The organism is Syntrophotalea carbinolica DSM 2380 (genome assembly GCF_000012885.1).
Taxonomy (GTDB): Bacteria; Desulfobacterota; Desulfuromonadia; order Desulfuromonadales; family Syntrophotaleaceae; genus Syntrophotalea; species Syntrophotalea carbinolica.
Genome location: NC_007498.2, coordinates 2863447 through 2884448, shown reverse-complemented (window position 1 = coordinate 2884448; position 21002 = coordinate 2863447). Strand labels below are relative to the sequence as shown.

Annotated in this window: 18 protein-coding genes; 11 read left to right on the top strand and 7 right to left on the bottom strand. The window is 56.5% G+C overall.

The features are described 5' to 3' along the window. Positions 1–5: 5 nt before the first annotated feature. Entirely contained in the window at positions 6–1502 is a 1497-nt protein-coding gene (locus tag PCAR_RS13370) for a sensor domain-containing diguanylate cyclase (RefSeq protein WP_011342214.1), read from the top strand. 115 nt (positions 1503–1617) lie between these two features. Here the strand turns inward: PCAR_RS13370 and PCAR_RS13365 are convergent, their stop codons facing one another. Next, a complete protein-coding gene (locus PCAR_RS13365; RefSeq protein WP_011342213.1) occupies positions 1618–3000 on the bottom strand; it encodes an NAD(P)H-dependent oxidoreductase in 1383 nt (460 codons plus the stop codon). Positions 3001–3616: 616 nt separating this feature from the next. On the opposite strand from PCAR_RS13365, the gene PCAR_RS13360 reads away from it, so the two are divergent. After that, positions 3617–4954, top strand: coding sequence for a butyryl-CoA:acetate CoA-transferase (locus tag PCAR_RS13360; RefSeq protein WP_011342212.1), 1338 nt, complete (start codon positions 3617–3619; stop codon positions 4952–4954). 354 nt (positions 4955–5308) lie between these two features. Beyond that, positions 5309–5599, top strand: a complete 291-nt coding sequence (locus PCAR_RS13355; protein ID WP_011342211.1) for a putative quinol monooxygenase — start codon at positions 5309–5311, stop codon at positions 5597–5599. Between the two features lie 157 nt (positions 5600–5756). Here PCAR_RS13355 and flgK read toward each other — a convergent pair whose 3' ends face one another. From flgK to PCAR_RS13340, 3 genes are all read right to left on the bottom strand, one after another. Beyond that, a complete protein-coding gene (gene flgK / locus PCAR_RS13350; RefSeq protein WP_011342210.1) occupies positions 5757–6998 on the bottom strand; it encodes a flagellar hook-associated protein FlgK in 1242 nt (413 codons plus the stop codon). Between the two features lie 2 nt (positions 6999–7000). After that, a complete protein-coding gene (locus PCAR_RS13345) occupies positions 7001–7357 on the bottom strand; it encodes a flagellar biogenesis chaperone FlgN (RefSeq protein ID WP_011342209.1) in 357 nt (118 codons plus the stop codon). A gap of 459 nt (positions 7358–7816) precedes the next feature. Next, positions 7817–8203, bottom strand: a complete 387-nt coding sequence (locus PCAR_RS13340) for an iron-sulfur cluster assembly scaffold protein (RefSeq protein ID WP_011342207.1) — start codon at positions 8201–8203, stop codon at positions 7817–7819. A gap of 370 nt (positions 8204–8573) precedes the next feature. Here PCAR_RS13340 and lat point away from each other — a divergent pair, with 370 nt between their 5' ends. The 5 genes from lat (at position 8574) to PCAR_RS13315 (ending at position 14749) form a co-directional block, all read left to right on the top strand. Next, positions 8574–9935 carry an L-lysine 6-transaminase gene (gene lat, locus PCAR_RS13335; protein WP_011342206.1) on the top strand — a complete coding sequence of 454 codons (1362 nt, stop codon included), beginning with the start codon at positions 8574–8576 and terminating at the stop codon, positions 9933–9935. After that, positions 9932–11530 carry an FAD-binding oxidoreductase gene (locus tag PCAR_RS13330; protein ID WP_011342205.1) on the top strand — a complete coding sequence of 533 codons (1599 nt, stop codon included), beginning with the start codon at positions 9932–9934 and terminating at the stop codon, positions 11528–11530. The genes lat and PCAR_RS13330 overlap by 4 nt, the downstream gene beginning before the upstream one ends. Continuing rightward, entirely contained in the window at positions 11524–12873 is a 1350-nt protein-coding gene (locus tag PCAR_RS13325; protein WP_011342204.1) for a hypothetical protein, read from the top strand. The genes PCAR_RS13330 and PCAR_RS13325 overlap by 7 nt, the downstream gene beginning before the upstream one ends. A gap of 61 nt (positions 12874–12934) precedes the next feature. Continuing rightward, positions 12935–13864 carry an inositol monophosphatase family protein gene (locus PCAR_RS13320; protein WP_245523291.1) on the top strand — a complete coding sequence of 310 codons (930 nt, stop codon included), beginning with the start codon at positions 12935–12937 and terminating at the stop codon, positions 13862–13864. Positions 13865–13942: 78 nt separating this feature from the next. Beyond that, entirely contained in the window at positions 13943–14749 is an 807-nt protein-coding gene (locus tag PCAR_RS13315) for a pyruvate, water dikinase regulatory protein (protein WP_011342202.1), read from the top strand. Between the two features lie 47 nt (positions 14750–14796). Here PCAR_RS13315 and PCAR_RS13310 read toward each other — a convergent pair whose 3' ends face one another. Then, complete coding sequence (locus PCAR_RS13310; RefSeq protein ID WP_158447428.1) at positions 14797–15873, bottom strand: lytic murein transglycosylase; 1077 nt, start codon at positions 15871–15873, stop codon at positions 14797–14799. A gap of 335 nt (positions 15874–16208) precedes the next feature. Between PCAR_RS13310 and PCAR_RS13305 the strand changes: the two genes are divergently transcribed. The 3 genes from PCAR_RS13305 to PCAR_RS13295 all read left to right on the top strand — a co-directional run bounded on the left by PCAR_RS13305 (position 16209) and on the right by PCAR_RS13295 (position 19951). After that, positions 16209–16574, top strand: coding sequence for a hypothetical protein (locus tag PCAR_RS13305; RefSeq protein ID WP_041531381.1), 366 nt, complete (start codon positions 16209–16211; stop codon positions 16572–16574). A 275-nt stretch (positions 16575–16849) separates the two neighbouring features. Beyond that, positions 16850–19246, top strand: a complete 2397-nt coding sequence (ppsA, locus tag PCAR_RS13300) for a phosphoenolpyruvate synthase (protein ID WP_011342200.1) — start codon at positions 16850–16852, stop codon at positions 19244–19246. A gap of 117 nt (positions 19247–19363) precedes the next feature. Beyond that, positions 19364–19951: a DUF2179 domain-containing protein gene (locus PCAR_RS13295; protein ID WP_011342199.1), complete on the top strand. Its 588-nt coding sequence runs from the start codon at positions 19364–19366 to the stop codon at positions 19949–19951. Positions 19952–19997: 46 nt separating this feature from the next. Here PCAR_RS13295 and PCAR_RS13290 read toward each other — a convergent pair whose 3' ends face one another. Together PCAR_RS13290 and PCAR_RS18815 are read right to left on the bottom strand one after the other, a co-directional pair. Beyond that, positions 19998–20510 carry a thermonuclease family protein gene (locus PCAR_RS13290; protein WP_011342198.1) on the bottom strand — a complete coding sequence of 171 codons (513 nt, stop codon included), beginning with the start codon at positions 20508–20510 and terminating at the stop codon, positions 19998–20000. Then, positions 20507–20935 carry a hypothetical protein gene (locus PCAR_RS18815; RefSeq protein WP_011342197.1) on the bottom strand — a complete coding sequence of 143 codons (429 nt, stop codon included), beginning with the start codon at positions 20933–20935 and terminating at the stop codon, positions 20507–20509. The genes PCAR_RS13290 and PCAR_RS18815 overlap by 4 nt, the downstream gene beginning before the upstream one ends. Positions 20936–21002: the final 67 nt, after the last annotated feature.

The window sequence follows — 21002 nt, the reverse complement described above, 5'->3', positions numbered from 1 at the left end:
GGTAAATGCGGCGGCTTACCCTCAAGACAAAATTTATAGTTTCTTTAAGTACCATTCTGCTTTTAGGGTTTGTCCTGACCAATCTCAATAATTACCGGGTGTCGATCCGCTCGGTGCGTAAAAACATCGTCGAGCATGCGCTGCCACTGACCCGTGACAATATCTATTCCGAGATTCAATCCGATCTGATGCGCCCCATCTTTATCTCCTCGTTGATGGCCAACGACACCTTTCTCAAGGATTGGGCTCTTGGCGGTGAGCAGGATGTCGATAAAATCACCCGCTATCTGCAGGAGATCGAGGAGAAGTACGGATTTTTTTCCACCTTTTTTGTTTCGGAAAAGACCGGTTTCTACTATCACTTCAACGGCATCCTCAAAAAAATAAGTCCAGCAGACCCTCACGACGTGTGGTATCCCGAATTCAAGGCTTTGAATAAGTCTTACGATCTGGTGGTCGATACCAACGAGGCGGCCGAAAATGGTCTGACCATTTTTATCAATCACCGCCTCAACGATTATCAGGGCAATCTGCTTGGCGTGACCGGCGTGGGATTGAACATGGAGATGGTGGCCAATCTTCTCAAATCCTACCGGCAGCGCTATGGGCGGGATATCTACCTGGTGGATCAAAACGGCCTTATCAAGGTGCATAAGGACCAGACCCTGGTGGACCGGGAAAATATTTCGGACCAGGAAGGACTCAAAGAGATCGCGCGGCAGGCCCTGGTGGTCAAGCCGGAACCCGACTGTTTTGATTTCTGGCGCGATGGGCGGCACATTCTTCTGACCTCCCGTTATATTCCCGAATTTGAATGGTTTTTGTTCGTTGAGCAGGATGAAACGCAGGCCATCGCCGGAATCCGTCGCAATTTTTACGAAAGCCTTATTTTCGACCTTCTTATCATCGTTGTCGTTCTTGGCATCACCATCTATACCGTCAACCGCTTCCAGAACACGCTCGAGGAGATGGCCACCACCGACAAATTGACAGGGGCCTGGAACCGGAGGGAGTTCGATCGATGCTTCGACATGGCCTGTTACCTCAGCAAACGGCAGGGGCGGCCGTTTTCCGTGGTTTTGTTCGATGTTGATGATTTCAAAACCATCAACGATGAACTTGGGCATATGGCCGGGGACCAGGTTCTTAAAGAGGTTGTCCGGCTTGCCGATGAGCACATCCGTCAGGATGATCTGGTGGTGCGTTGGGGGGGCGACGAGTTTGTGCTGCTGGTTCACAATGACTTGGCCCATGCCCGGCAGGTGGCTGAACGGTTGCGGGAGGAAATTTGCAACCGGGACCTGTTAAACGGAGTTTCCGGCAGCTGCGACGAGGTTGCGGTCACCATCAGTTGCGGTGTCGTGATGTATGACGAGGGTGAGACGCTGGATCATCTCATGATGCGGGCCGATGCCGCCCTGTACGAGTCCAAAAAACAGGGGAAGAATCAGACCGTGACCCTGCCGGCGGTTTCTGTGAAACCGGCCCCCAGTGCTATTTAGCTTTTCCCCCTGTTTTCCAATTGCTCAGCCGTGCCCGGCATAACTTTCTGCGACGATGGCTGAGCTTGTCACCTCTCCTTCAGCACAGGCAACGTGCAGTTATTCAACCAGAGATTCATGCCTCATCAACCACCTTCTGTAGCGATTTGATCATCTCCCCTTTCAAGTGCTGTCGGTAAATTTTTTTCCGGATCGGGGGCATCCTTGCCAATAACAGCAAAAGACCGTTTTTAAGTCGGACGCGCCAGTTTCGGTGTGGGAAATCGTAGCCCTTGTGGTGCTTGAAAAACCGGTGGTCTGCTACGAAAGGAAAACGCAGGCGCCCCCATATTTCATCTCGCAGGAGTTTGCTGCCGGCAATGCCGAGGAAGGTCCTGGGCTTTATATAATCCTGTTCTTTATACGCGATCAATCGTTGCGCCAGCAGATCAAGCAGTATATCAAGGGGCGTTGTGCCGTCGCTTTCGTCCCCGACAATCCCCACCAGGTTTGCCTGCATCATTTCAAAATAGCCTTCGAGAATCTCCCGTAAGTGTCCATTCTGGCTTAATGGTCCGGCCAGGATGATGCCGACCTGCTTGTTGCGTACCGTTGGCGTGTGGCCCATGAAGAAGCTGCGGTCAAAAAAGCTTTTCCAGCGTGCTGACAGATAACGATCCTTTATGGTGCCGGCATAGATCAGTATGTCGGCGGTCATGACCTTGTCACGATAAAAAGGGATAAAGTCATCGAGGTCTTCCAGCGGACAACGGTTGTCATAGCCGCATTGAATACAGCCCATGCAACTGCTCTTGATATTCAGGTCGTGAAGGTTGACGACTTCGGCCCGGTTGCCGAAATTGGCCAGTAACCGTTTGACCATTCTTGACTGATTGTCCTCGGGGTCTACGGCGTCCGTGATGATCAGAATGGTCCGGTCGTGGGTATCGAGTGGTGCCGGGTCCGCACCCGGTAGATAGATCGGTGGGGTGGAGGCCGCCGGGAGCGGTGTCGTGAAGGTCGGCCCATGTTGCTCGATGGTCCGGAAGGCGTTTTCGGCAAAGATCAACAGCTGTCGACGGTGTTGTTCTTTGAGTAAATCCTGCATGTCGGCGGAAAAGGCATCGATAAAGCACATCTGCAGGTCCGCGCATACGGTCCGCATATACTGCAGGGCGGTGTGGTCGTAGAAGTGTACCGAGGTCGCTATGGCAAGAGCGTATTTACCTTTGAAGACGTCGGTCACCTGGCGCTCCCAGAGGAGCTCGATAAAGCGTTTCAAGTGGGCATGCACCATTAGGTAGTAAAGAGGCATCCCCCAGAGGACGCCGTCAGCTTCCGCAATACTTTCGAGAATCTCTTTGAACCGTTGTGGATTGCCTTCGATTTGTTGGATATCGCGGGCAATATGCAGAATGGGGAACTCGTGCTGGGGAAACTTTTTGCCGAGGTAGCGGACATATTGCATGGTGATACTCTGCTCGCCCTTGGGGCTGCCGTTTAATACGATGATCTTCATTGGTTACTCCCCGAAGTAATGCTGTGTGGTGCATTCCCTGTATGGTGCCTGACTACTATACCAGGCTGCAATCATTGGAGAAATCCTGCCCCGTTGTTTCGTAAGTGTAGCTAGCCGGAAGTGCTTGTCAAAGCTGTAACTGCAACGGTGGAAATCCGTGCGGGGACAGGGCAAGGCCCTTTGAACGAGGGCCACCAGGCATAGGGGGATATCTATTCACGCTATCCACAGAGGCTGTGTAAAACTCCCGGCACAACTCGGTTAATACATCTGGTGTTGCTTGATTTTTCGAAGAAATCACCTGTTTGCCTATTCTTTAGACAGCGTGGAAAAGACGAAATATGCGGGATGCTTTGCATCCGGTTCGGTTGCAAAAAAGCCCGTTTAGGGGCTCATTGGTTTATAGCGAAGCGGCCTGGTCGTTTATCCCTAGAATGCGGGACAAAATTGCATATTTCGGGCGATAGCGTGTTGCATGCATTTTTTGTAAAACAAAACTATCTCCCGAACCGTCCCGGGAAAATCCGGAAGAGGCCGGATTGTCTGGTTGCTGCAAACTGTCGGCAACCCGGCTTTGCACGCATGTAAGCGAAATTACATTTAAGAAGGAAAAACGATGGCGCATAGCGACCTATATGCAAAAAAGCGGACAACGGCAGAGAAGGCCGTCAGCATTATCAAGTCGGGTGATTGGGTGGACTATGGCTGGTGCCTTGGTCATCCCGTGGCTACGGACAAGGCGTTGGCAGCCCGTGCCAAAGAGTTGTCGGATGTCAAAGTGCGAGGGGGGATATCTCTATGGATGCCGGAAATCTGCGCTGTCCCGAATCCGAAGAAACACTTTACCTGGAACGCCTGGCATTGCTCTGGCATCGACCGCAGAATTATCGACATGGGTTGCGGCTACTACGGTCCCATGCGTTATTCGGAGTTGCCCCGTTTTTATCGGGAAAGTATTGGCCCCATTGACGTGGCCATGTTTCAAGTCGCGCCGATGGACGAACACGGTTATTTCAATTTCGGCCCTCAGGCTTCACACATGATGGCGGTCTGCGAACAGGCCAGGGTCATCATTGTGGAGGTCAATCAAAATATGCCGCGCTGTCTGGGCGGCATCGAGGAAGCCATCCATATCTCCCAGGTGGATTTTATCGTCGAGGGGGACAATCCACCGTTGGCGCAACTGAACTCCGCTCCTCTCACCGAGGTGGACAAGAAGGTCGCGGAACTTATCGTGGAGGAAATCCCCAACGGCGCCTGTCTGCAGCTCGGCATCGGCGGCATGCCCAATGCCGTCGGTAGGCTGATCGCGGAGTCCGATCTGAAGGATTTGGGCGTACACACGGAGATGTACGTCGATGCTTTCGTCGATATGTCCCTGCAAGGCAAGATCAACGGTTCGCGCAAATCCATAGATCGCTTTCGCCAGGTCTTCGCTTTCGCCGCCGGTACCCGGAAGATGTACGACTTCCTCCATAACAATCCGGAAATCATGAGCTGCCCGGTGGATTATTGCAACGATGTCCGCAAAGTGGCCGTCATCGACAATTTCATTTCCATCAACAACGCCGTGGAGATCGATCTGTTCGGTCAGGTCTCTTCCGAGTCGGCCGGTACTCGGCATATCAGCGGGACCGGCGGCCAACTTGATTTTGTCATGGGCGCTTATGTATCCAATGGGGGCAAAAGTTTCATCTGCCTTTCCTCGACCTGTATCAGGGACGGAGAGGTCAAGTCCCGCATCGTGCCGACATTGGCTTCCGGCAGTATCGTCACCGACAGTCGTACCTGCGTTCAGTGGGTGGTCACCGAGTTCGGCAAGGTCAACCTGAAAGGAAAAAGCACCTGGGAGCGCACCGAGGCTCTCATTTCCATCGCCCATCCCGATTTTCGCGAGGAGCTGATCAGGCAGGCGCAGCACATGAAAATCTGGAGAAACAGCCATCGCATCTAAGCGAGGTATCGCAGGAGGATGTGTTTCTTCTAAAAAAAATATACACATGGATGGGAAAATATGGGATAACAGTTAAAGCGGTATACGCTATGTCGCAACGTAATCTTATTATTTGCAGTGGTTTGTCACGGACCGCACATTCCGGCAGCGGAAGGCGTGCTTAAGGGGCGCAAGGCTTTCGGCCTATTTGGCCCGGCCAGCCCATCCCGCCTGCTGAAGGGATTCGCCTCCATGCCGGGGGCATAATACGGGCTATTTCATTATTTAAGCGCATCAGTTACATGGCGCCCCGGGATGGGGGAATCCATCAGGCTGGTGCATTCCGTCACTCTGACTTTTCTAAGGAGGCATCACATGGCATTAACCGTTGTCGCGAAATTCGTCGCAAAGGCCGGCAAGGAAGAGGAACTGAAAAAAGAATTTCTGGAGCGTATCGAACCGACCCGTGCCGAACCGGGTTGCATTTCCTACGAGTTGCATCAGGATATCGATAACCCCGCCATCATGGTTTTCCTCGAAAATTGGAAAAGCAAAGAGGATCTGGAAAAACATCTGGCGATGCCTTACTTGCAATCTCTGTTGGGGTTGGTCGGTGATATGTGCGCAGAACCGCCGGAAATCCGCATGGCCACCAAAATCGCCTGAAATCGGCCGTAAGCCGGTTCCCTGGCGTTCCGGTTTTATGCCGGCAGCTGGATATACGTATGACAAAAATGCCCTCCCGGATAAAGGGAAGGGCATTTTTGTATCCGCAAGGTTGTTTTTGCTTCTGTTTTTCGGAGCGTCAGCCGGGGTATGTCCTTTAATCCCTGGCCAGCAAGGAGTCGAGCATGCCCTGCACCAGGGAAAGGCTCTTCACCGCGGTTTGGTAGCCGCCCTGGTATTGTGAAAGCAACATCATTTCCTCCTCCGGAGAAGCTCCGGCGATGGTGTCCTGCAGGTTTTGCAGTTGGATCAGGGAGTCTTCGTCGCTTTCCAAAGCGGTAGTGTTGCGGCTCACTTCGATGCGGATGCCGGCGGCCAACTGCCGGTACCGTTCCAGCAAGGTGGTACTGCCGTTCGAGGAGGTCGCGCCATTAAAAAAATCCTGGCCGGTGTTGCCATCCATAACCACCTGGGATGAATCTATGGTGTCGACCCTTGCCGCGATTTCCTCGGCCAATTGGTCGAGGGCGGTACGCGTTTTTTCAATGGTTTCGTCCCGGACGGTCATCAATCCCCCGATTTTACCGCCCAGGTCGTTGGTGCTCAAGTCGGTGGAGGTTGCGCCATGGCTCAGGCTGAGCAGGACCTTGCCTTCGCGGCACTCGCTGGAGAAACAGCCGACGTCGCCGGACATGACCAGCGGTGCGCCGGAGGGCAGTTGCACCGACACGCCGCCAGTGTCCATCTCGTTATACTGGATGCCGACGGTTTCGGCGACCGTTTGCAGTAACCGGTTTCGTTCGTCACGCAGGGTGTCGGCCGGGTTTCCGCCCGCTTCCCTGGTGACGATCCGGGTATCGACGTCGCCGATCTGCATGAGTTGTTTGTTGAGGTCATCGACCGCGGAGGCTATATCCTGGTCGATCTCCGCTTGAACTTCGGCAAGTTCCCGATCCATCTGCCGGAAGGTGTCCGTCAGTTGCTTGCCTGTCGCCAGTACCTTTTCCCGTTCGCGGCCTGGTTCGGGGGGAGAGGCGAAGGCCTGCCGGCCATCGAAAAGAGCAGCCATGGTCGAGCAGAGGTCGCTTGCGGGGGCACAGATGATGCCCTCCAGTTTTGCCAGGGCACCGGCCTGTGCCGATGCTTCACCGTAACCGGAACGTCTGCTCACCAGCTGGTTGGTGATGAGGTTGTTTTCGGCGCGGGCAATGCCGCTGCCAACAGCTGCTCGAGCCGTGAAATCGCCGTGCGCGGCCAGGGAGGGAGGCTGTGAAATCTGTGCCGGTTGCCGGGAGCCGTTCTTGGCGTTGGCGACATCGTTGTCCGTTATCTCGCGTCCGGTCCGGTTGACCGATGGGACACTCTGCCCGGACTGGAGAGAAGAGATAAGGTCGCTCATTATTAAATCTTTCCGGACAACAGGTGTCGTTGCGGGCGATTGACGGCTTTTTGTCCTGCCGGACCGTAACCCTGGCTGCCGGCATCCCGGCAATGGACCGTCCAGAGGCCGAGAATGGTATGCATGGCAAAGTGGTAAAGACGGGTGTTGCGGCGTATGTCGAAGCGGATGTCATAGATCAGTTGACGGGTTGCCGCAGGCAGGTCGGTAACGGCACAGGCATCGATCCTGGCCATCAGATCATTTTTTTCCACCAGAAGGGCTTCCAAACCCTGCATGTCGAGTTCTCTGGCGCACTTGCGTTCGCTGGCCAGCAGATGCTTGAGGGATGTCAATTGTGCATGCAGTGTTTGGTCCATGGAAGGGAAGCTCCTTGATCCCTATCGTTTGGTTTCAGGCGATGATCCGACATTCCCCCAGTGTCGTATGCTCTCGGGAATCGGATGAAAACCAGTGTAAAACATTATCCGTGCGTTGTGGCCATCTTTTCGGTATTTGTTAAGTCTTTTTTTATAACATTTTTGCAACACTTTTTGTTCGCATTGTAAATGGAAAGGCTTTAACCGAAAAAACAACTTGGATGTTACCGTGTCGTCTTGAATTTTTTATGAATGTTTTCACGGCGCATATTGCGGCCGAGATGGACAGGTTATGGCATGCGGAAATATATGTATCCATCAGGCATTTTTCAATGTAAAAGCCCGCCCGCTATATCGGACGAGCTTTTATGATTTATCGAGGGTTCTCAATATCTTTTATTAGGACGGTTTCGCTGGACGCCAATCGTTTCGGAACGCTCCCCATGCCCGATGTCTTTTTTACGGCTCCTGATTATTTCCGTCGCCGGACGCCATGAAGTTCTTTATGCCGGCATGCACCGCACCGACGGCCAGGGACGAACAGTGTATTTTCTCTTCCGGCAAGCCGCCCAGAGCATCGGCGACTTGCTGGTCGGTCAGCTCAAGGGCTTTTTCCAGCGTCATCCCTTTGACCATTTCGGTGGTCATGGAGGAGGTTGCGATGGCGGCGGGGCATCCTTTGATCATAAATTTCGCATCGTTGATGACGCCGTTGCCGAATTTGAGAAAAAGCAGAAGGCTATCGCCACACTTTGGATCGCCCACCTTAATGATGGATTGAGCGCCATCAATGGTTCCGATATTGCGCGGATTCATAGCATGATCCATTACCAGTTCGGTATACACGACAATTGCCTCCTTTTGCTGATGATGTGTGAAGCCCGGGGCTCGACACATCCGACACTCTGTTTATCAGAAGTCAGGTATTGATTCATCTCATTTGCCATTTCCGTTTTGCTCTTTGGCGCTTCATTTAAATGAAAACGATATTCATAAATACTTGCAACGAATGTCATCTGTCAAATATTTTAATGTTTGATTTGTCCGAATTATCCATCGATACAGCCAGTTTCCCATTGCCGCATGCCACGGGATTCAAAGCGATTAAATAGAGAGTCGCTGGTACCGATACCCCATTGCCCAAACCTTCGACGCTGCTAAACTTAATAGCAAACCATGCGGAATCCGAAACATCTTGTTGATACCGGAGGGAGCCGTGATCCGACCTCAGAACGTCAAACAGGTATTATCCCGCCATTTGCTGACCGAAGGGTTTGACATCATCCTTGACATGGATCGCTCGCAGGGCAGCTGGTTTGTCGACGCGCGCACCGGCGAGCGTTATCTCGATTTTTTCTCCATGTATGCGTCCATGGCGGTGGGCTACAACCATCCGGGCTTGCTGCGGGTGCGTGATCGGTTGGGACAGCTGGCGGTCAACAAGCCTTCCAATTCCGATGTCTATACCACCGCCATGGCGGAATTCGTCGATACCTTTGCCCGTATCGCCGTGCCGCCGGAGATGCCGCACATGTTTTTCATCGATGGCGGCGCGCTGGCGGTGGAGAACGCTTTGAAAACCGCCTTTGACTGGAAGGTGCGCAAAAATCTGGCTGCGCAGCCGGGCAACGATGCCGGCAGCCAGGTCATTCATTTCCGTCAGGCATTTCATGGGCGAACCGGCTATACCTTGTCGCTGACCAATACCTTTGATCCGCGCAAGACGCGGTTTTTCCCGAAATTCGACTGGCCGCGTATCGTCAATCCGAAGCTCACCTTTCCCCTGGATGCGGAGAACCTGGCGCAGGTTAAGACCTTGGAAAACGAGGCGCTCGGAGCGATCGAAGGGGCCATCGGCGAGTGGAGCGAGGATATCGCGGCGCTGATTATCGAACCGATCCAGGGGGAGGGGGGCGATAATCATTTCCGTGCGGAGTTTCTGCAGGCCCTGCGGCAGTTGTGCGACCGCCACGATATCCTGCTGATCTTCGACGAGGTGCAGACCGGTGTGGGGCTGACCGGTAAATTCTGGGCGTTTGAGCATTTCGGCGTGCAGCCGGACCTGCTGGCGTTCGGCAAAAAGACCCAGGTGTGCGGCATACTGGCTTCGCGGAGGATCGACGAGATCTGCTGCCACGTGTTTCAGGAGCGCAGCCGCATCAACTCGACCTTTGGCGGCAACCTGATCGATATGGTGCGCTGTACTCACATTCTGCGCATCATCGAGGAGCAGCGACTGGTGGACAATGCCCGCGTGCAGGGCGAGTTGCTGCTGGCCGAACTGCAGAAGATGGCTGCCGAGTTCCCGCACCTCGTCAGCAATCCGCGCGGACGGGGTTTGATGTGCGCTTTCGATGCGCCCGACAGCCATACGCGGGATCAGCTGGTGAAGGCGTTTTTCCAGAAGAAACTGTTGCTGGTCGGCTGCGGGTCGCACAGTATCCGGTTTCGTCCGCACCTGGTCGTGACGTCCGCCGAGATCGCGCAGGCCTTGGATATTATCCGCACGGTGCTGCGCAAGGGGGATTTCGCGCAACTGAAAATAAGGCAGGATCCCTGCCTGGGGAGCGGTACATGAGGGCCGATTATCGGAAGTTGCTGGCGGATAAATTGCGCGGCCGGATCGCCGGGCGGGTACTGGCCGACGGTGAGAGTTTGCGGCCTTACACGCGCGATCAGAGCATTTATCGTATCGAACCGCTGGCGGCGGCGTTGCCCGAGCATCTGGACGATGTGTTGGAAGTGGTGCGCCTGGCCGCCGAAGAGGGCCTGCCGCTGACCGCCCGGGGCGGCGGTTCGGGTACGGCGGGCAGTGCCCTGGGCGAAGGGATCGTCATGGCCTTGCCCCGCAACGATTTCTGGGGGCGGCTTGACGGGTTTGCCGCCAGCGGCAGTCAGGCTACGGTGCATTGCGCGGCGGGGGTACTCCACAACGATCTGCAGACCTATCTCAAACAGCGGGGGTATTTTCTGCCGGCGGATGTGTCGAGTGCCGATATCAGCCGCATCGGCGGCAATATCGCCACCAAGGCGAGCGGCCCTCATGCCCTCAAGTACGGTTCCATCGATCGTTTTCTGGAGCGGGTGGTGTTCGTCAGCGACCGTGGCGAACTGGTCGATAGCGCCGATCCCGCGACCATTCCGCTACGCTTTACACGGCAACTGGCCGATCTGCAAAGTCGCATTCGCAGCGATGCCGGGGCGGTGTCGATGCTGCGCCAGCGTCAGGGGCGCAAAATTGCCAGCGGCTATAACCTTTTCGCTTTTTTGGCGGATGTGTCGCCCGGCCAGTTGATTGCCCAGTTGCTGGCCGGCAGCGTCGGCAGCCTCGGTGTGCTGGTTGGTGCGACCTTGCGCGGCGAAATTTTTGAGCGGCAGCGCGCGGCGGTGCTGCTTTACTTCTCCAGCATGGTCGAAGCGGGGCGTGCGGTAACTGCCTTGCGCAATCTGCCGGTGGCCGCCATCGAAATCATCAGCCGCGAAACCGTGGAGGTCTTGCAACAGCATACCGAGCTGCCCTCCTCGTTGGCCATGAAAGCCCACCTGCTGCTGGTGGAATTGAACGGCCCCGACTGCATGGAGCAGGTGGCCAGGGTTGAGCAGGTGCTGCAGCGCGGCGGTTTTCGCATGCGTGCGCCGTTGCAGGTAGCCCGTGCCGAGGCCGGCATCGAGCAGTTGTGGACGCTGCGCAAGCAGATCCTGTGGCTGATCCGCCATCCCGAACCGCACCTGCGGGCCTTGTCGGTGGTCAACGATGTGGGGGTGCCGCCCGAGCACCTGTCCGAATTTATCCACGATGTGCAAAACGTGTTTGCCCGGCAGCAGCTGGTGGCCCTGATTTACGGTCACGCCGGCAGCGGTAATCTTCATCTGCGGCCGCTGTTCGATGTCACGCTGCCGGACCTGCCGGGGCGCATCCGACAGACCGCCGAAGCGGTCTACGAGGTGGTGTTCCGCTATGGCGGCACCATCTCCGCCGAACACGGCATGGGGCGCCTGCGGGCGCCGTACCTGCAGCGCGAATGGGGCCCGGCGCTATACGGGTACATGCGTGAACTCAAGGAGATTTTCGATCCGCAGGGGTTGTTCAATCCCGGTGTGGTATTCAGCGAACGTCCGATCACCGAACACCTGCGTGACGATTTGGCCGATACGGGAGGCGAGTCATGGTAGAGGCAACGGGGTTTTTCTGGCAGCAGCATGCAGCGGCGGAGCAACTTTTTGTCGATGCCCTCGACGATCTCACCCGGAAGAACAGGACCCTTGCGAATTTTCGCCGGCGACTGGCCGAGCAGGCCAGTTGCCGGTTGATCGACTGGGTCGATTATCTGCAACTGCCCGATACGCCGGCGCTGCAGGAGCGGTTGGAAACCCTGGGTTTCCTCCGGCAGCCCTTTGGAGGACATGCGGCCTATTATCATCCGGGTGCCCTGCTGCCGGCGATGCTGCTGGCCCCTAACGCCATGAACGTCCACAGCGCGGTGGCCCTGCGTGTCGACAGTGCCGCGGATTTTCTGCAGGCCAATCATTTTGATGCTGTTATCGAGGGCAGCCCTTCGAGTCCACTGCGGCGTGCCAGGTGCCATTGCGAAGGCGGAGTCGAACTGTGCGTGGTGGAGAGGCGTGGGAACCTGGGGTTCGATCCCGCCACACGACCTGCACACTGGCTGCAGAATTATCTGGCGGCGGTGGAATTATGGCAGACGCGGCCGCGTCTCGGGGTTGACGAGGATCGTTTATGGCTGGAAACCTTCCGTCGCGCCGAACAGTTGGTGGCCAGGTTGGGGGTGGATCTGGCTGCGCACGTGGTTTGCCTGGGCGAGCGACGTTACTGGCAGACGCGCAATGCTGCCGGGCAAATGCAGAAAAGCCGACAGGATGCGCTGGGATTGGGCTGGGGCAACCATGACCACCATACCTTTCGCAGTTCGCGGCGGCACTTCGCCCGGTTGGTCAAGCTGTTTACCCGACTTGGTTTTGTCGCGCGGGAGCGGTTCTATGCCGGCGACCAGGCTGGCTGGGGAGCCCAGGTCATGGAGAACCGGGCTGCGGGGCTGAGCCTGTTTCTCGATGTCGACCTGGCGCCGGAGGAAGTGGAGACCGATTTTTCCCGGGAAGAGCTGCCGGAGAGGGAAACTCTCGGCACGGTGGGGTTGTGGTGCGCTTTGCACGGCGACTCCATCTTCGCGGCGGGGATGCACCATATCGCGGCGCGCTGCGATTTTCATCGCCTTAGCGCCGATCTTGCTCGGCTTGGCATACCGTTCATGGCCCCATTCAGTGATTTTCCCTGGCTCAAGCAGGCTTTCAGCGTTGTCGAGCGGTGGCCGGTTGATGCGGATCGATTGGAGACCCTGGTGATCAAAAAGCTGTTGAGCCGCGAACAGGCGGATAAATTTCTCGCTGAGGGCGCTATCGGCAGTCATCTGGAAAATATCCAGCGCGACGAAGGTTATAAAGGCTTCAACAAAAACAACGTGAGCGCTATTATCCGCAAGACCGACCCGCGCATCTGACGGGGCGGGTCGGTGTTTTTCGGCAAGACCTAACCCGTGGAATATGTTAAGGTTTGAGGGCGTGATAAAAGTGCGCCTGACGGCGTTACGCCTTTTAGGTTCAGGCGCTGAATATCGCGGACGGTCGATCCCGGAGGCTGAAAACCAAGGCGTATCCAACTGGATTCCTGCCATTTTCCCCAACTCTAACCAAAGACACCCCTTCGCCATGGAAACGATTCTCAAAACTGCCGAAGCTGCGGCTCGCAAAGCCGGGGCCTATATTGTCGAAGCCCTGTCCGAGCTACGCCAGGTCGATTACAAGGGGCGTGTCGACATGGTGACCGACGTCGATCGCGGCTCCGAGGCCATCATTCTCGATTGTGTTCGCGAGGCCTGGCCGGAGCACGCCATTCTGGCCGAGGAAACCGGTGCCAATCAGTTGCGCAGCGATTGGCGCTGGATTATCGATCCTATCGATGGCACCACCAATTTTGTGCACGGTTACCCGTTCTTCTGTATTTCCATCGCCGTGCAGTATCGCCGTCAGACGGTGGTGGCGGTGGTGTACGATCCGGTGCATGACGAAATGTTCACCGCGGTGCGCGGCCAGGGGGCGTTGCTCAACGGGAAGGTGATACAGGTTTCGCAAACAGCCGAGCTGTCCAAAGCTTTGCTGGCGACAGGGTTTCCTTACGAACTCGGCGATCGCTGGCATCGCGCCATGGATTATTTCAAACTGTTTTACTACCGCACCCATGGTGTGCGACGCGACGGTGCCGCGGCGCTCGACCTGTGCTATGTTGCGGCCGGACGTTTCGACGGTTTCTGGGAATTCGATTTGAAACCCTGGGACGTGGCGGCCGGACTTTTGCTGGTGGAAGAAGCCGGCGGCCGGGTTTCCGACCTTAAAGGCAATCCCAGCGGTCTGGATGACGGTCAGGTGCTGGTCAGCAACGGCGGCCTTCATGCACAGATGCTCGAAGTGCTCTCCGGTCTTCCGCTGGAATAGCCGGGGCGCCTGATTGCCGGCACACGCTTTTCCCGGCCCAACGAATTTGAACCCATCTGCAATTTTTCAGGAGAATATATGACCGTTCCGCAAATGATCTATCTGCTTTCCGATGCCACCGGCGAGACGGCCGAAAAAATCGTCAATGCGGTGCTGACGCAGTTTCGCGACAAACCGGTGCGCCTCAGGCGCATCAGCAACGTGCGCAACAGGCCCGCCGCGTTGGAGGGCTTGCAGGAAGCTATCAAGAATCAGGGGATGGTGGTGTATACCGTCGTGAACCGGGAACTGGCCCAATATATAAAGGACGAGTGCGAGGTGCGCGGGCTGATGGCATTCGACCTGGTGACGCCGTTGCTTTCCCAGTTCTCCCAATTTTTCGGACGCACACCGGGGCAGACGCCAGGGCTTTTGCACGACATGGACGAGGAATACTTCCGTCGTATCGAAGCCGTGGAGTTCACGGTCAAGCACGATGACGGACAGGAGGTCAGTCATCTGAGGCATGCCGACATCGTGCTGGTGGGGGTTTCCCGTACCAGCAAGACGCCGTTGTCGACCTATCTGGCCCACCATGGGTGGAAGGTCGCCAACGTGCCGCTGGTGCTGGGAATCGATCCTCCGAAGGAACTGTTTCAGATCGATCCGAAGCGGGTTGTCGGGCTGTATATCGATTCGCAGCGGCTGGTGGAGTTGCGAGTGGCGCGCCTCAAGCATCTCGGCCAGGACCCACGAGCAGCTTATGCCGACATCGAGGAGATTGAAGAGGAGCTGCGCTATGCCAAGCTTCTTTTTCGGAAACAGCGCTGGGTGTCGGTCAATGTGTCGGGCAAGGCGCTCGAAGAAACCGCCAACGAGGTGCTGGTCAAGCTGAATCTGAAATAACAGGGCGGTGCTTTAGCCGGTCCCGGTATGCGGCTCGTCCAAGGAGCCTATTGCCGCCCGGCAGCCGCGGTGCGGCTTGTTTTTTCGAATCGGTCTGCCAGATGGCCGACAGCCAGGCCGAAGGCGACGGAGCGATTCCAGCGCATCAGTGCCCGGAAATTGTCGGTCACCAGATAAGCCTGCCCCCCGGGGCCATCGGGCAGGATCAGAGAGGCCGTCAGGTCGTCGGCTCCCGACACCGCCGGCAGGCCCAGCTTGCGCCAGTCGCCCAGACTTTTTTTGTTTTTCAGATCGGCCAGGGATACGTCGAATCCCTGGGGAACCGAGACCTGCCATCCCCATCCCCGGTCTTTCTTCCATCCCGCCCGGACCAGATAACTGGCCGCGGAGGCCAATGCATCGCCCACATCGGTCCAGATATTGCGGTGCCCGTCGCCATCGAAATCGACGGCATAATCGCGATAGGTGGTGGGAATGAACTGGAAATGCCCCATGGCTCCCGCCCAGGAACCCCGCAACGCGGAGCTGGGCATGTGCTCCTGGTCGAGAATGGTCAGGGCTGCCAGCAACTGCTTGCGAAAAAAGTTTCGCCGCTGGCTCTGCCAGGCCTGCGTCACCAGCGCGCCAATCACCGAATGGCGGCTGCCTCCTTTACCGAAGTCGCTTTCGATAGCCCACAGTGCCAGCAGATAAGATTCCGGGACGCCATAGGTTTCCGCTACTTTCCGCAGTAATACGCGGTGCTGCGCCATCTGCCGCAAGCCTTCGCGAAAACGTGTCTCCGAAGCGAGCCGCCGTACGTATTCGCTTTTGCTCAGGACAAATTCGGCCTGCTTGTGTCGGGGTTTGAGAACGGCCGGCGCCGGCTGTTGCCCCTCCAGGGCTTCCTGCACCACTTCCGGCCGAATCCCCTGTTGCAACGCTTCTGTTTTAAGTTCCGCCAGCCATGTTTGAAAATCCGCGGACGACTGTTCGGCAGAGTTCTGCCGGTTGTCCGGATCGGCAGGCGCTGCCGATTTCGGCTCCGGTATGGTTTCCACTATGCGAGGCGTTGGGGCACAGGCGGTAATAAGCAGCAACAGGGTTGCGGGTAACAGAACGACACTACGTTGTATGTGAATCACGACACTCTCCCCCATCGGGTCCTGTCCGAAAACAGACATCAACATAATACGACGGTCTTCTCTATGTAACATAAAGCGTAATGATAATCCCGCGAATACGCATATTCTCAAATATGTATCTTGGTTTGTGGCTGCCATCGCGTTCGAGCAGGCAAGGATACATGAAAATCGGTTTGAAACCACCGGTTTTAGATGCGAATTTTGCGCCATCCCGAGTTCTGCCGGATTTTGAATCGGTTCAGATTATGGACACGATGAGGTTGTAGCAAGCCCCTTAAATCTGGTATGATGCAAATGGTTTCATGAAGTCACTGAAATGCAGGAGGGATTGTCGCATGCCTGGTTTCAAACTCTACGACTACAAGCGAACCGTCATGTTGCCGGTGGATTCCGAACAGCAGAATCGGCCCGACGATAACCGTCTTCACTTCACCACCATCGCCGATCCCGGTTTTCGTGCCCGCGATCCCCGTTTCAAGACCACACCCGTCACAAAATCAGAACTTCCGCGAGCCCCAAAGTTCACTCCAAACAACGCTTCAGCGTTACCGAATTTCAGTTCGATCCTACCCTTACGACCGGTGTCTGTCCGGCCGGCGAACCCGTGGTTCAAATGTGCCAACGCCTGTGGGCTGCGACGGTTTCGCCTGCGCGGCTTATTTGAAGGATCATACGTCGAGGGTCGCTGGAAAAAGCGCTAAACAAACCCCGGAACCGACCAAACTGCCTGGCAGGATATACCTGCCTCAAAAAGGGTTTACTACAGGCCCGATATCGCTGGTGACCGCTTTAGGGGTGCTAATGGCCGCTACGCGGTATGGTCATTGGACCTTTGTGGGGAGTTGCAGTGCTCCAATCTCTCTATGACCACGGCGGCAGCCGCGATATCTGGTAAAATCACAACGTAGGTTAGCGCGTGGCAAAGGGGCCACCGCCGTTTAGTTTTCCATATTACGGCTTGAAAAGGGAGGAGCCGATGACAACAGAGTACACGCATATCATGTGGTTCAGGGATGTCGGTCTTAACGATCTGCCGCTGGTGGGGGGCAAGAACGCCTCGCTGGGGGAAATGATCGGCAATCTGTCCAATCTTGGCATCAAGGTGCCCGATGGTTTTGCGGTGACGGCGGAAGCTTACCGGTTTTTTTTGCGTGAAACCGGTCTCGACAAGGAAATCGAGGAACTGCTGAAGGATCTCGATGCCGACGATATCGAGAGCCTGACCTCCGTGGGGCACAAGGTGCGTCGGGCGATTCGCCATGCCGAGTTGCCGGACGGGTTGGAACAGGCTATCCGCACGGCTTACGCGCAGATGGAGCAGCAGTATGGCACGGACTGTGACGTGGCGGTACGGTCGAGCGCCACGGCCGAGGATCTGCCCGATGCTTCCTTTGCCGGGCAACAGGAAACCTATCTCAATATCTGCGGGGCGGAGGAACTGCTGGACGCTTGCCGCAATTGCATCGCTTCTCTGTTCACCAACCGGGCGATTTCCTATCGCGAGCACCACGGTTTCGATCATTTGTCGGTGGCCTTGTCCGTCGGGGTGCAGAAGATGGTCCGTTCCGATCTGGCCAGCGCCGGGGTGATGTTCACCATTTCGACGGAGACCGGGTTTCGCGATGTGGTGCTGATCAACGGTGCCTGGGGACTCGGTGAAAACGTGGTGCGCGGTGCGGTCAATCCGGACGAATTTTTTGTTTTCAAGCCGACTCTCAAACAGGACTATCGGCCCATCCTCAGCAAACATATCGGCAGCAAGCAGAAAAAAATCATTTACAGCGTCAACAACGGTCCCCAGGCCACACGCGAAATCGCCGTGCCCAAGGAAGATCAGAAACGTTTGTGTCTGGAGGACGACGAGGTGCTGAGCCTGGCGCGCATGGCCTGTACCATCGAGGATCACTACGGGCGTCCTATGGATATCGAGTGGGCCAAGGATGGCAAAACCGGCGAGCTGTTCATTGTCCAGGCCCGCCCGGAGACCGTGCAGTCGGCGCTGCAGGGTAACGTGCTGGAAGAGTATCATCTGCAGCAGCGCGGTGAAATCCTCGCGCGGGGGCGAGCTGTCGGCAGCAAGATCGGCGCTGGCCGTGCCATGGTGATCAAGGGCGCTTCCGAAATCAGCCGTTTCCAGAGCGGGTCGGTATTGGTGACGGACATGACCGACCCCGACTGGGAGCCGGTGATGAAAAAGGCCGCCGCCATCGTGACCAATCGCGGTGGCCGCACCTGCCATGCGGCCATCGTCAGTCGAGAACTCGGCATCCCCTGCGTGATCGGAACCGGCGACGCCACTTCCGTGGTCACCGACGGCAGCCCGGTGACGGTGTGCTGCGCCGAGGGCGAAACCGGGTTCGTCTATCACGACGAGTTGCCCTTTGAGATCAAGAAAACCAACCTTGAAACGCTGCAGCGGCCTCGCACCAAAATCATGATGAATCTCGGTAATCCCGAACAGGCTCTTGGCCTGCGGCGCATACCGAATGACGGTGTCGGCCTGGCACGACTGGAATTCATCATCAATACGGCCATAAAGGCCCATCCCATGGCCCTGTTGCACCCCGAGCGGGTAACCCGGGAGGATGAGCGTGACAAGATTGCGGAACTGATCGCCGGGTATCCTGACGGCAGCGAATTTTTCGTCGATCAGCTCTCTCAGGGGGTGGCGACTCTGGCAGGGGCTTTTTATCCCAACGACGTTATCGTGCGTATGAGCGATTTCAAGAGCAACGAATACGCAAACCTGCTGGGCGGCAGGGATTTCGAGCCGGAAGAATCCAATCCCATGATCGGTTTTCGCGGTGCCTCGCGCTATTACGACGAGCGCTATCGTGAGGGGTTCATGCTGGAGTGCCGCGCCATGAAGCGGGTGCGTGAGGATATGGGACTCAAAAACGTCAAGTTGATGATTCCTTTCTGCCGGACGGTCGAAGAGGGCCGCCGGGTGGTGGACGTCATGGCCCACGCCGGTCTGGAAAGAGGCAAGGACGGGCTGGAGTTGTACGTGATGTGCGAAATCCCTTCCAACGTGGTGCTGGCCGAGGAATTCGCCGAGGTGTTCGACGGTTTTTCCATCGGCTCCAACGACCTGACCCAGCTGTTGCTGGGGCTGGATCGCGATTCGGAGATCGTGGCGCATCTTTATGACGAACGTAATGAAGCGGTCAAGCGCATGATTGCCGATGTCATTCGGCGGGTCAAGGCGGCCGGTTGCAAGATCGGGATCTGCGGTCAGGCGCCGAGCGATTACCCGGAGTTTGCCGAATTTCTGGTTGAGTGCGGCATCGACAGTATCTCCCTCAACCCGGATACGGTGCTGACCACCACATTGAGTATCCTGGAACTGGAAGAGAAGCTGGGCAGAAGTTAGGAGACGGGATCAGCAATGGGGCAGTGGATTTCCCTTGCTTTTGTTGTCGCGATCGGTTACAAGCCACAGCCTTAAATCGACGGTAGGTTTTACGGCATTGAACCATGGAGAAATATCGTGACTTTTGCCCTCCCCGATAACGCGACATTAAGCTTGTTTCTGCTGCCCCTGCTGGTGTTTTTCGCGCGCATCATCGATGTGAGCATAGGCACCCTGCGCATCATTTTCGTGGCCCGTTCCCTGAAGGGGTGGGCGGGGGTGCTGGGGTTTTTCGAATCGCTGATCTGGGTGCTGGCCATCAGCCAGGTCATGCAGAATTTGACCAATGTTTGGACCTACATCGCCTTTGCCCTGGGGTTCGCCACCGGCAACTACGTTGGCGTGCTGATCGAGGAACGTATCGCCATCGGCAGTCTGATTGTGCGTATCATCACCCGCAAGGATGCCACGGTGCTGACCGAACATCTGTGGAAGGCCGGCTACGGGGTCACCAATCTGCAGGCACACGGTGAAACCGGGCCGGTGCGGCTGATCTTTACCGTCTGTCGTCGTCGTGACGTGAAGGATGTGTTGCGGATGGTCAAACAGTTCAATCCCCGCGCTTTTTATACGATTGAGGATGTGCGGTTCGTGCAGGATAATCTGCCGGTGGTTCCCCGTCGCCACGGCATAATGTCGCGTTTGGCATTACGTAATCGGAAGTGATAGCAAATCGGCTTCAAGCTGTAAGCCTGGTCCTTGCAGCTTGAAGCTAATCTTCCCACATCCCCCTGCCGGCCTGACGGGCCTGCTTTTCCGCCAGCAGAAAATCCTTTTTGAGAGTAAAATCGAAACGTCGGTAGACCACGGCGAGGCCCCGCTCAAGCAGCAGTCGGTTGAGCAGGCGTCCGTCGGGCAAGACGACGTATGCCAGCAGACGTCCGTACCTGTCGTGGGCGGGCTGTCCGGTCCGGAGGGAGACGGTTTGGCCATAGCTGCGCTCGCGAACCAGGCGGCGTGCCTGGGCGTGCACCCTGCGCAAGGTGGCAGGGCTTATGCCCTGTCGCGTAAAATAGCGATCGCGTGGTGAGCCTTCCCGTTCGGGTACATCGATGCCGAGCAGCCGAACCTTGCCTATTCCTGCGATCTTGATGGTGTCGCCGTCGTAGACCCAGGTGACTTTTCCCTGCTGTTGGGGGGCGGCACAAGCATATCCGGCCAGCAGAAGCACACAGGCCAGAGCGGCGAGTAGGATGCCCGGCGCTTTGCGAAGGCTGTGTTTCACCGGTTGCGGCCCCAGAAGGCGCGTGCGAAAAACCCGGTAAAGCCGCCCCAGATCAGATTGTAGAAGAGGATGAAAAGCGGCGTCAGCGTTCCCAGGCCCAGTCCGAGTACGCCGAATGCGGTGCGGTTGGGATAGATGTAAAACAGCTGCCATGCGCTAAGGAGTACGCTGACCCAGAGCCCCTTGCGTACCCATTGAGTGCGACTGCGGGGAGATCCGACGGTCATGAAGAAAACCAGCCCCCACAGGCCGCCCCACAACAGGCGGGGATAGATCCACGCCGCGGTCCACTGAGGTACGAGGTCGACGCCGCACCATTGGGGAAGTCCGAGTTTGGCAGCCAGCCAGGTCACGCTGCTGTTGGCAAGCGCACCAAGCAGGCCGGCACAGAAACAGACACACAACAGGCTTCGGGAATTATTCATCGCATCCTCGTCAAATGGCTAAGCGGAAAAGGGAAAACAGGAAGCATCGCAGAGAACCTGGCCCACA

Excerpts from the sequence above, each read along its gene's own strand:
- PCAR_RS13330 (WP_011342205.1), top strand. The coding sequence starts at position 9,932 with ATGAGGGCCGATTATCGGAAGTTGCTGGCGGATAAATTGCGCGGCCGG.
- PCAR_RS13370 (WP_011342214.1), top strand. The coding sequence starts at position 6 with ATGCGGCGGCTTACCCTCAAGACAAAATTTATAGTTTCTTTAAGTACC.
- PCAR_RS18815 (WP_011342197.1), bottom strand. The coding sequence starts at position 20,935 with ATGAATAATTCCCGAAGCCTGTTGTGTGTCTGTTTCTGTGCCGGCCTG.
- PCAR_RS13305 (WP_041531381.1), top strand. The coding sequence starts at position 16,209 with ATGCCTGGTTTCAAACTCTACGACTACAAGCGAACCGTCATGTTGCCG.
- PCAR_RS13345 (WP_011342209.1), bottom strand. The coding sequence starts at position 7,357 with ATGGACCAAACACTGCATGCACAATTGACATCCCTCAAGCATCTGCTG.
- PCAR_RS13365 (WP_011342213.1), bottom strand. The coding sequence starts at position 3,000 with ATGAAGATCATCGTATTAAACGGCAGCCCCAAGGGCGAGCAGAGTATC.
- PCAR_RS13360 (WP_011342212.1), top strand. The coding sequence starts at position 3,617 with ATGGCGCATAGCGACCTATATGCAAAAAAGCGGACAACGGCAGAGAAG.
- PCAR_RS13315 (WP_011342202.1), top strand. The coding sequence starts at position 13,943 with ATGACCGTTCCGCAAATGATCTATCTGCTTTCCGATGCCACCGGCGAG.
- ppsA (WP_011342200.1), top strand. The coding sequence starts at position 16,850 with ATGACAACAGAGTACACGCATATCATGTGGTTCAGGGATGTCGGTCTT.
- PCAR_RS13325 (WP_011342204.1), top strand. The coding sequence starts at position 11,524 with ATGGTAGAGGCAACGGGGTTTTTCTGGCAGCAGCATGCAGCGGCGGAG.
- flgK (WP_011342210.1), bottom strand. The coding sequence starts at position 6,998 with ATGAGCGACCTTATCTCTTCTCTCCAGTCCGGGCAGAGTGTCCCATCG.
- PCAR_RS13355 (WP_011342211.1), top strand. The coding sequence starts at position 5,309 with ATGGCATTAACCGTTGTCGCGAAATTCGTCGCAAAGGCCGGCAAGGAA.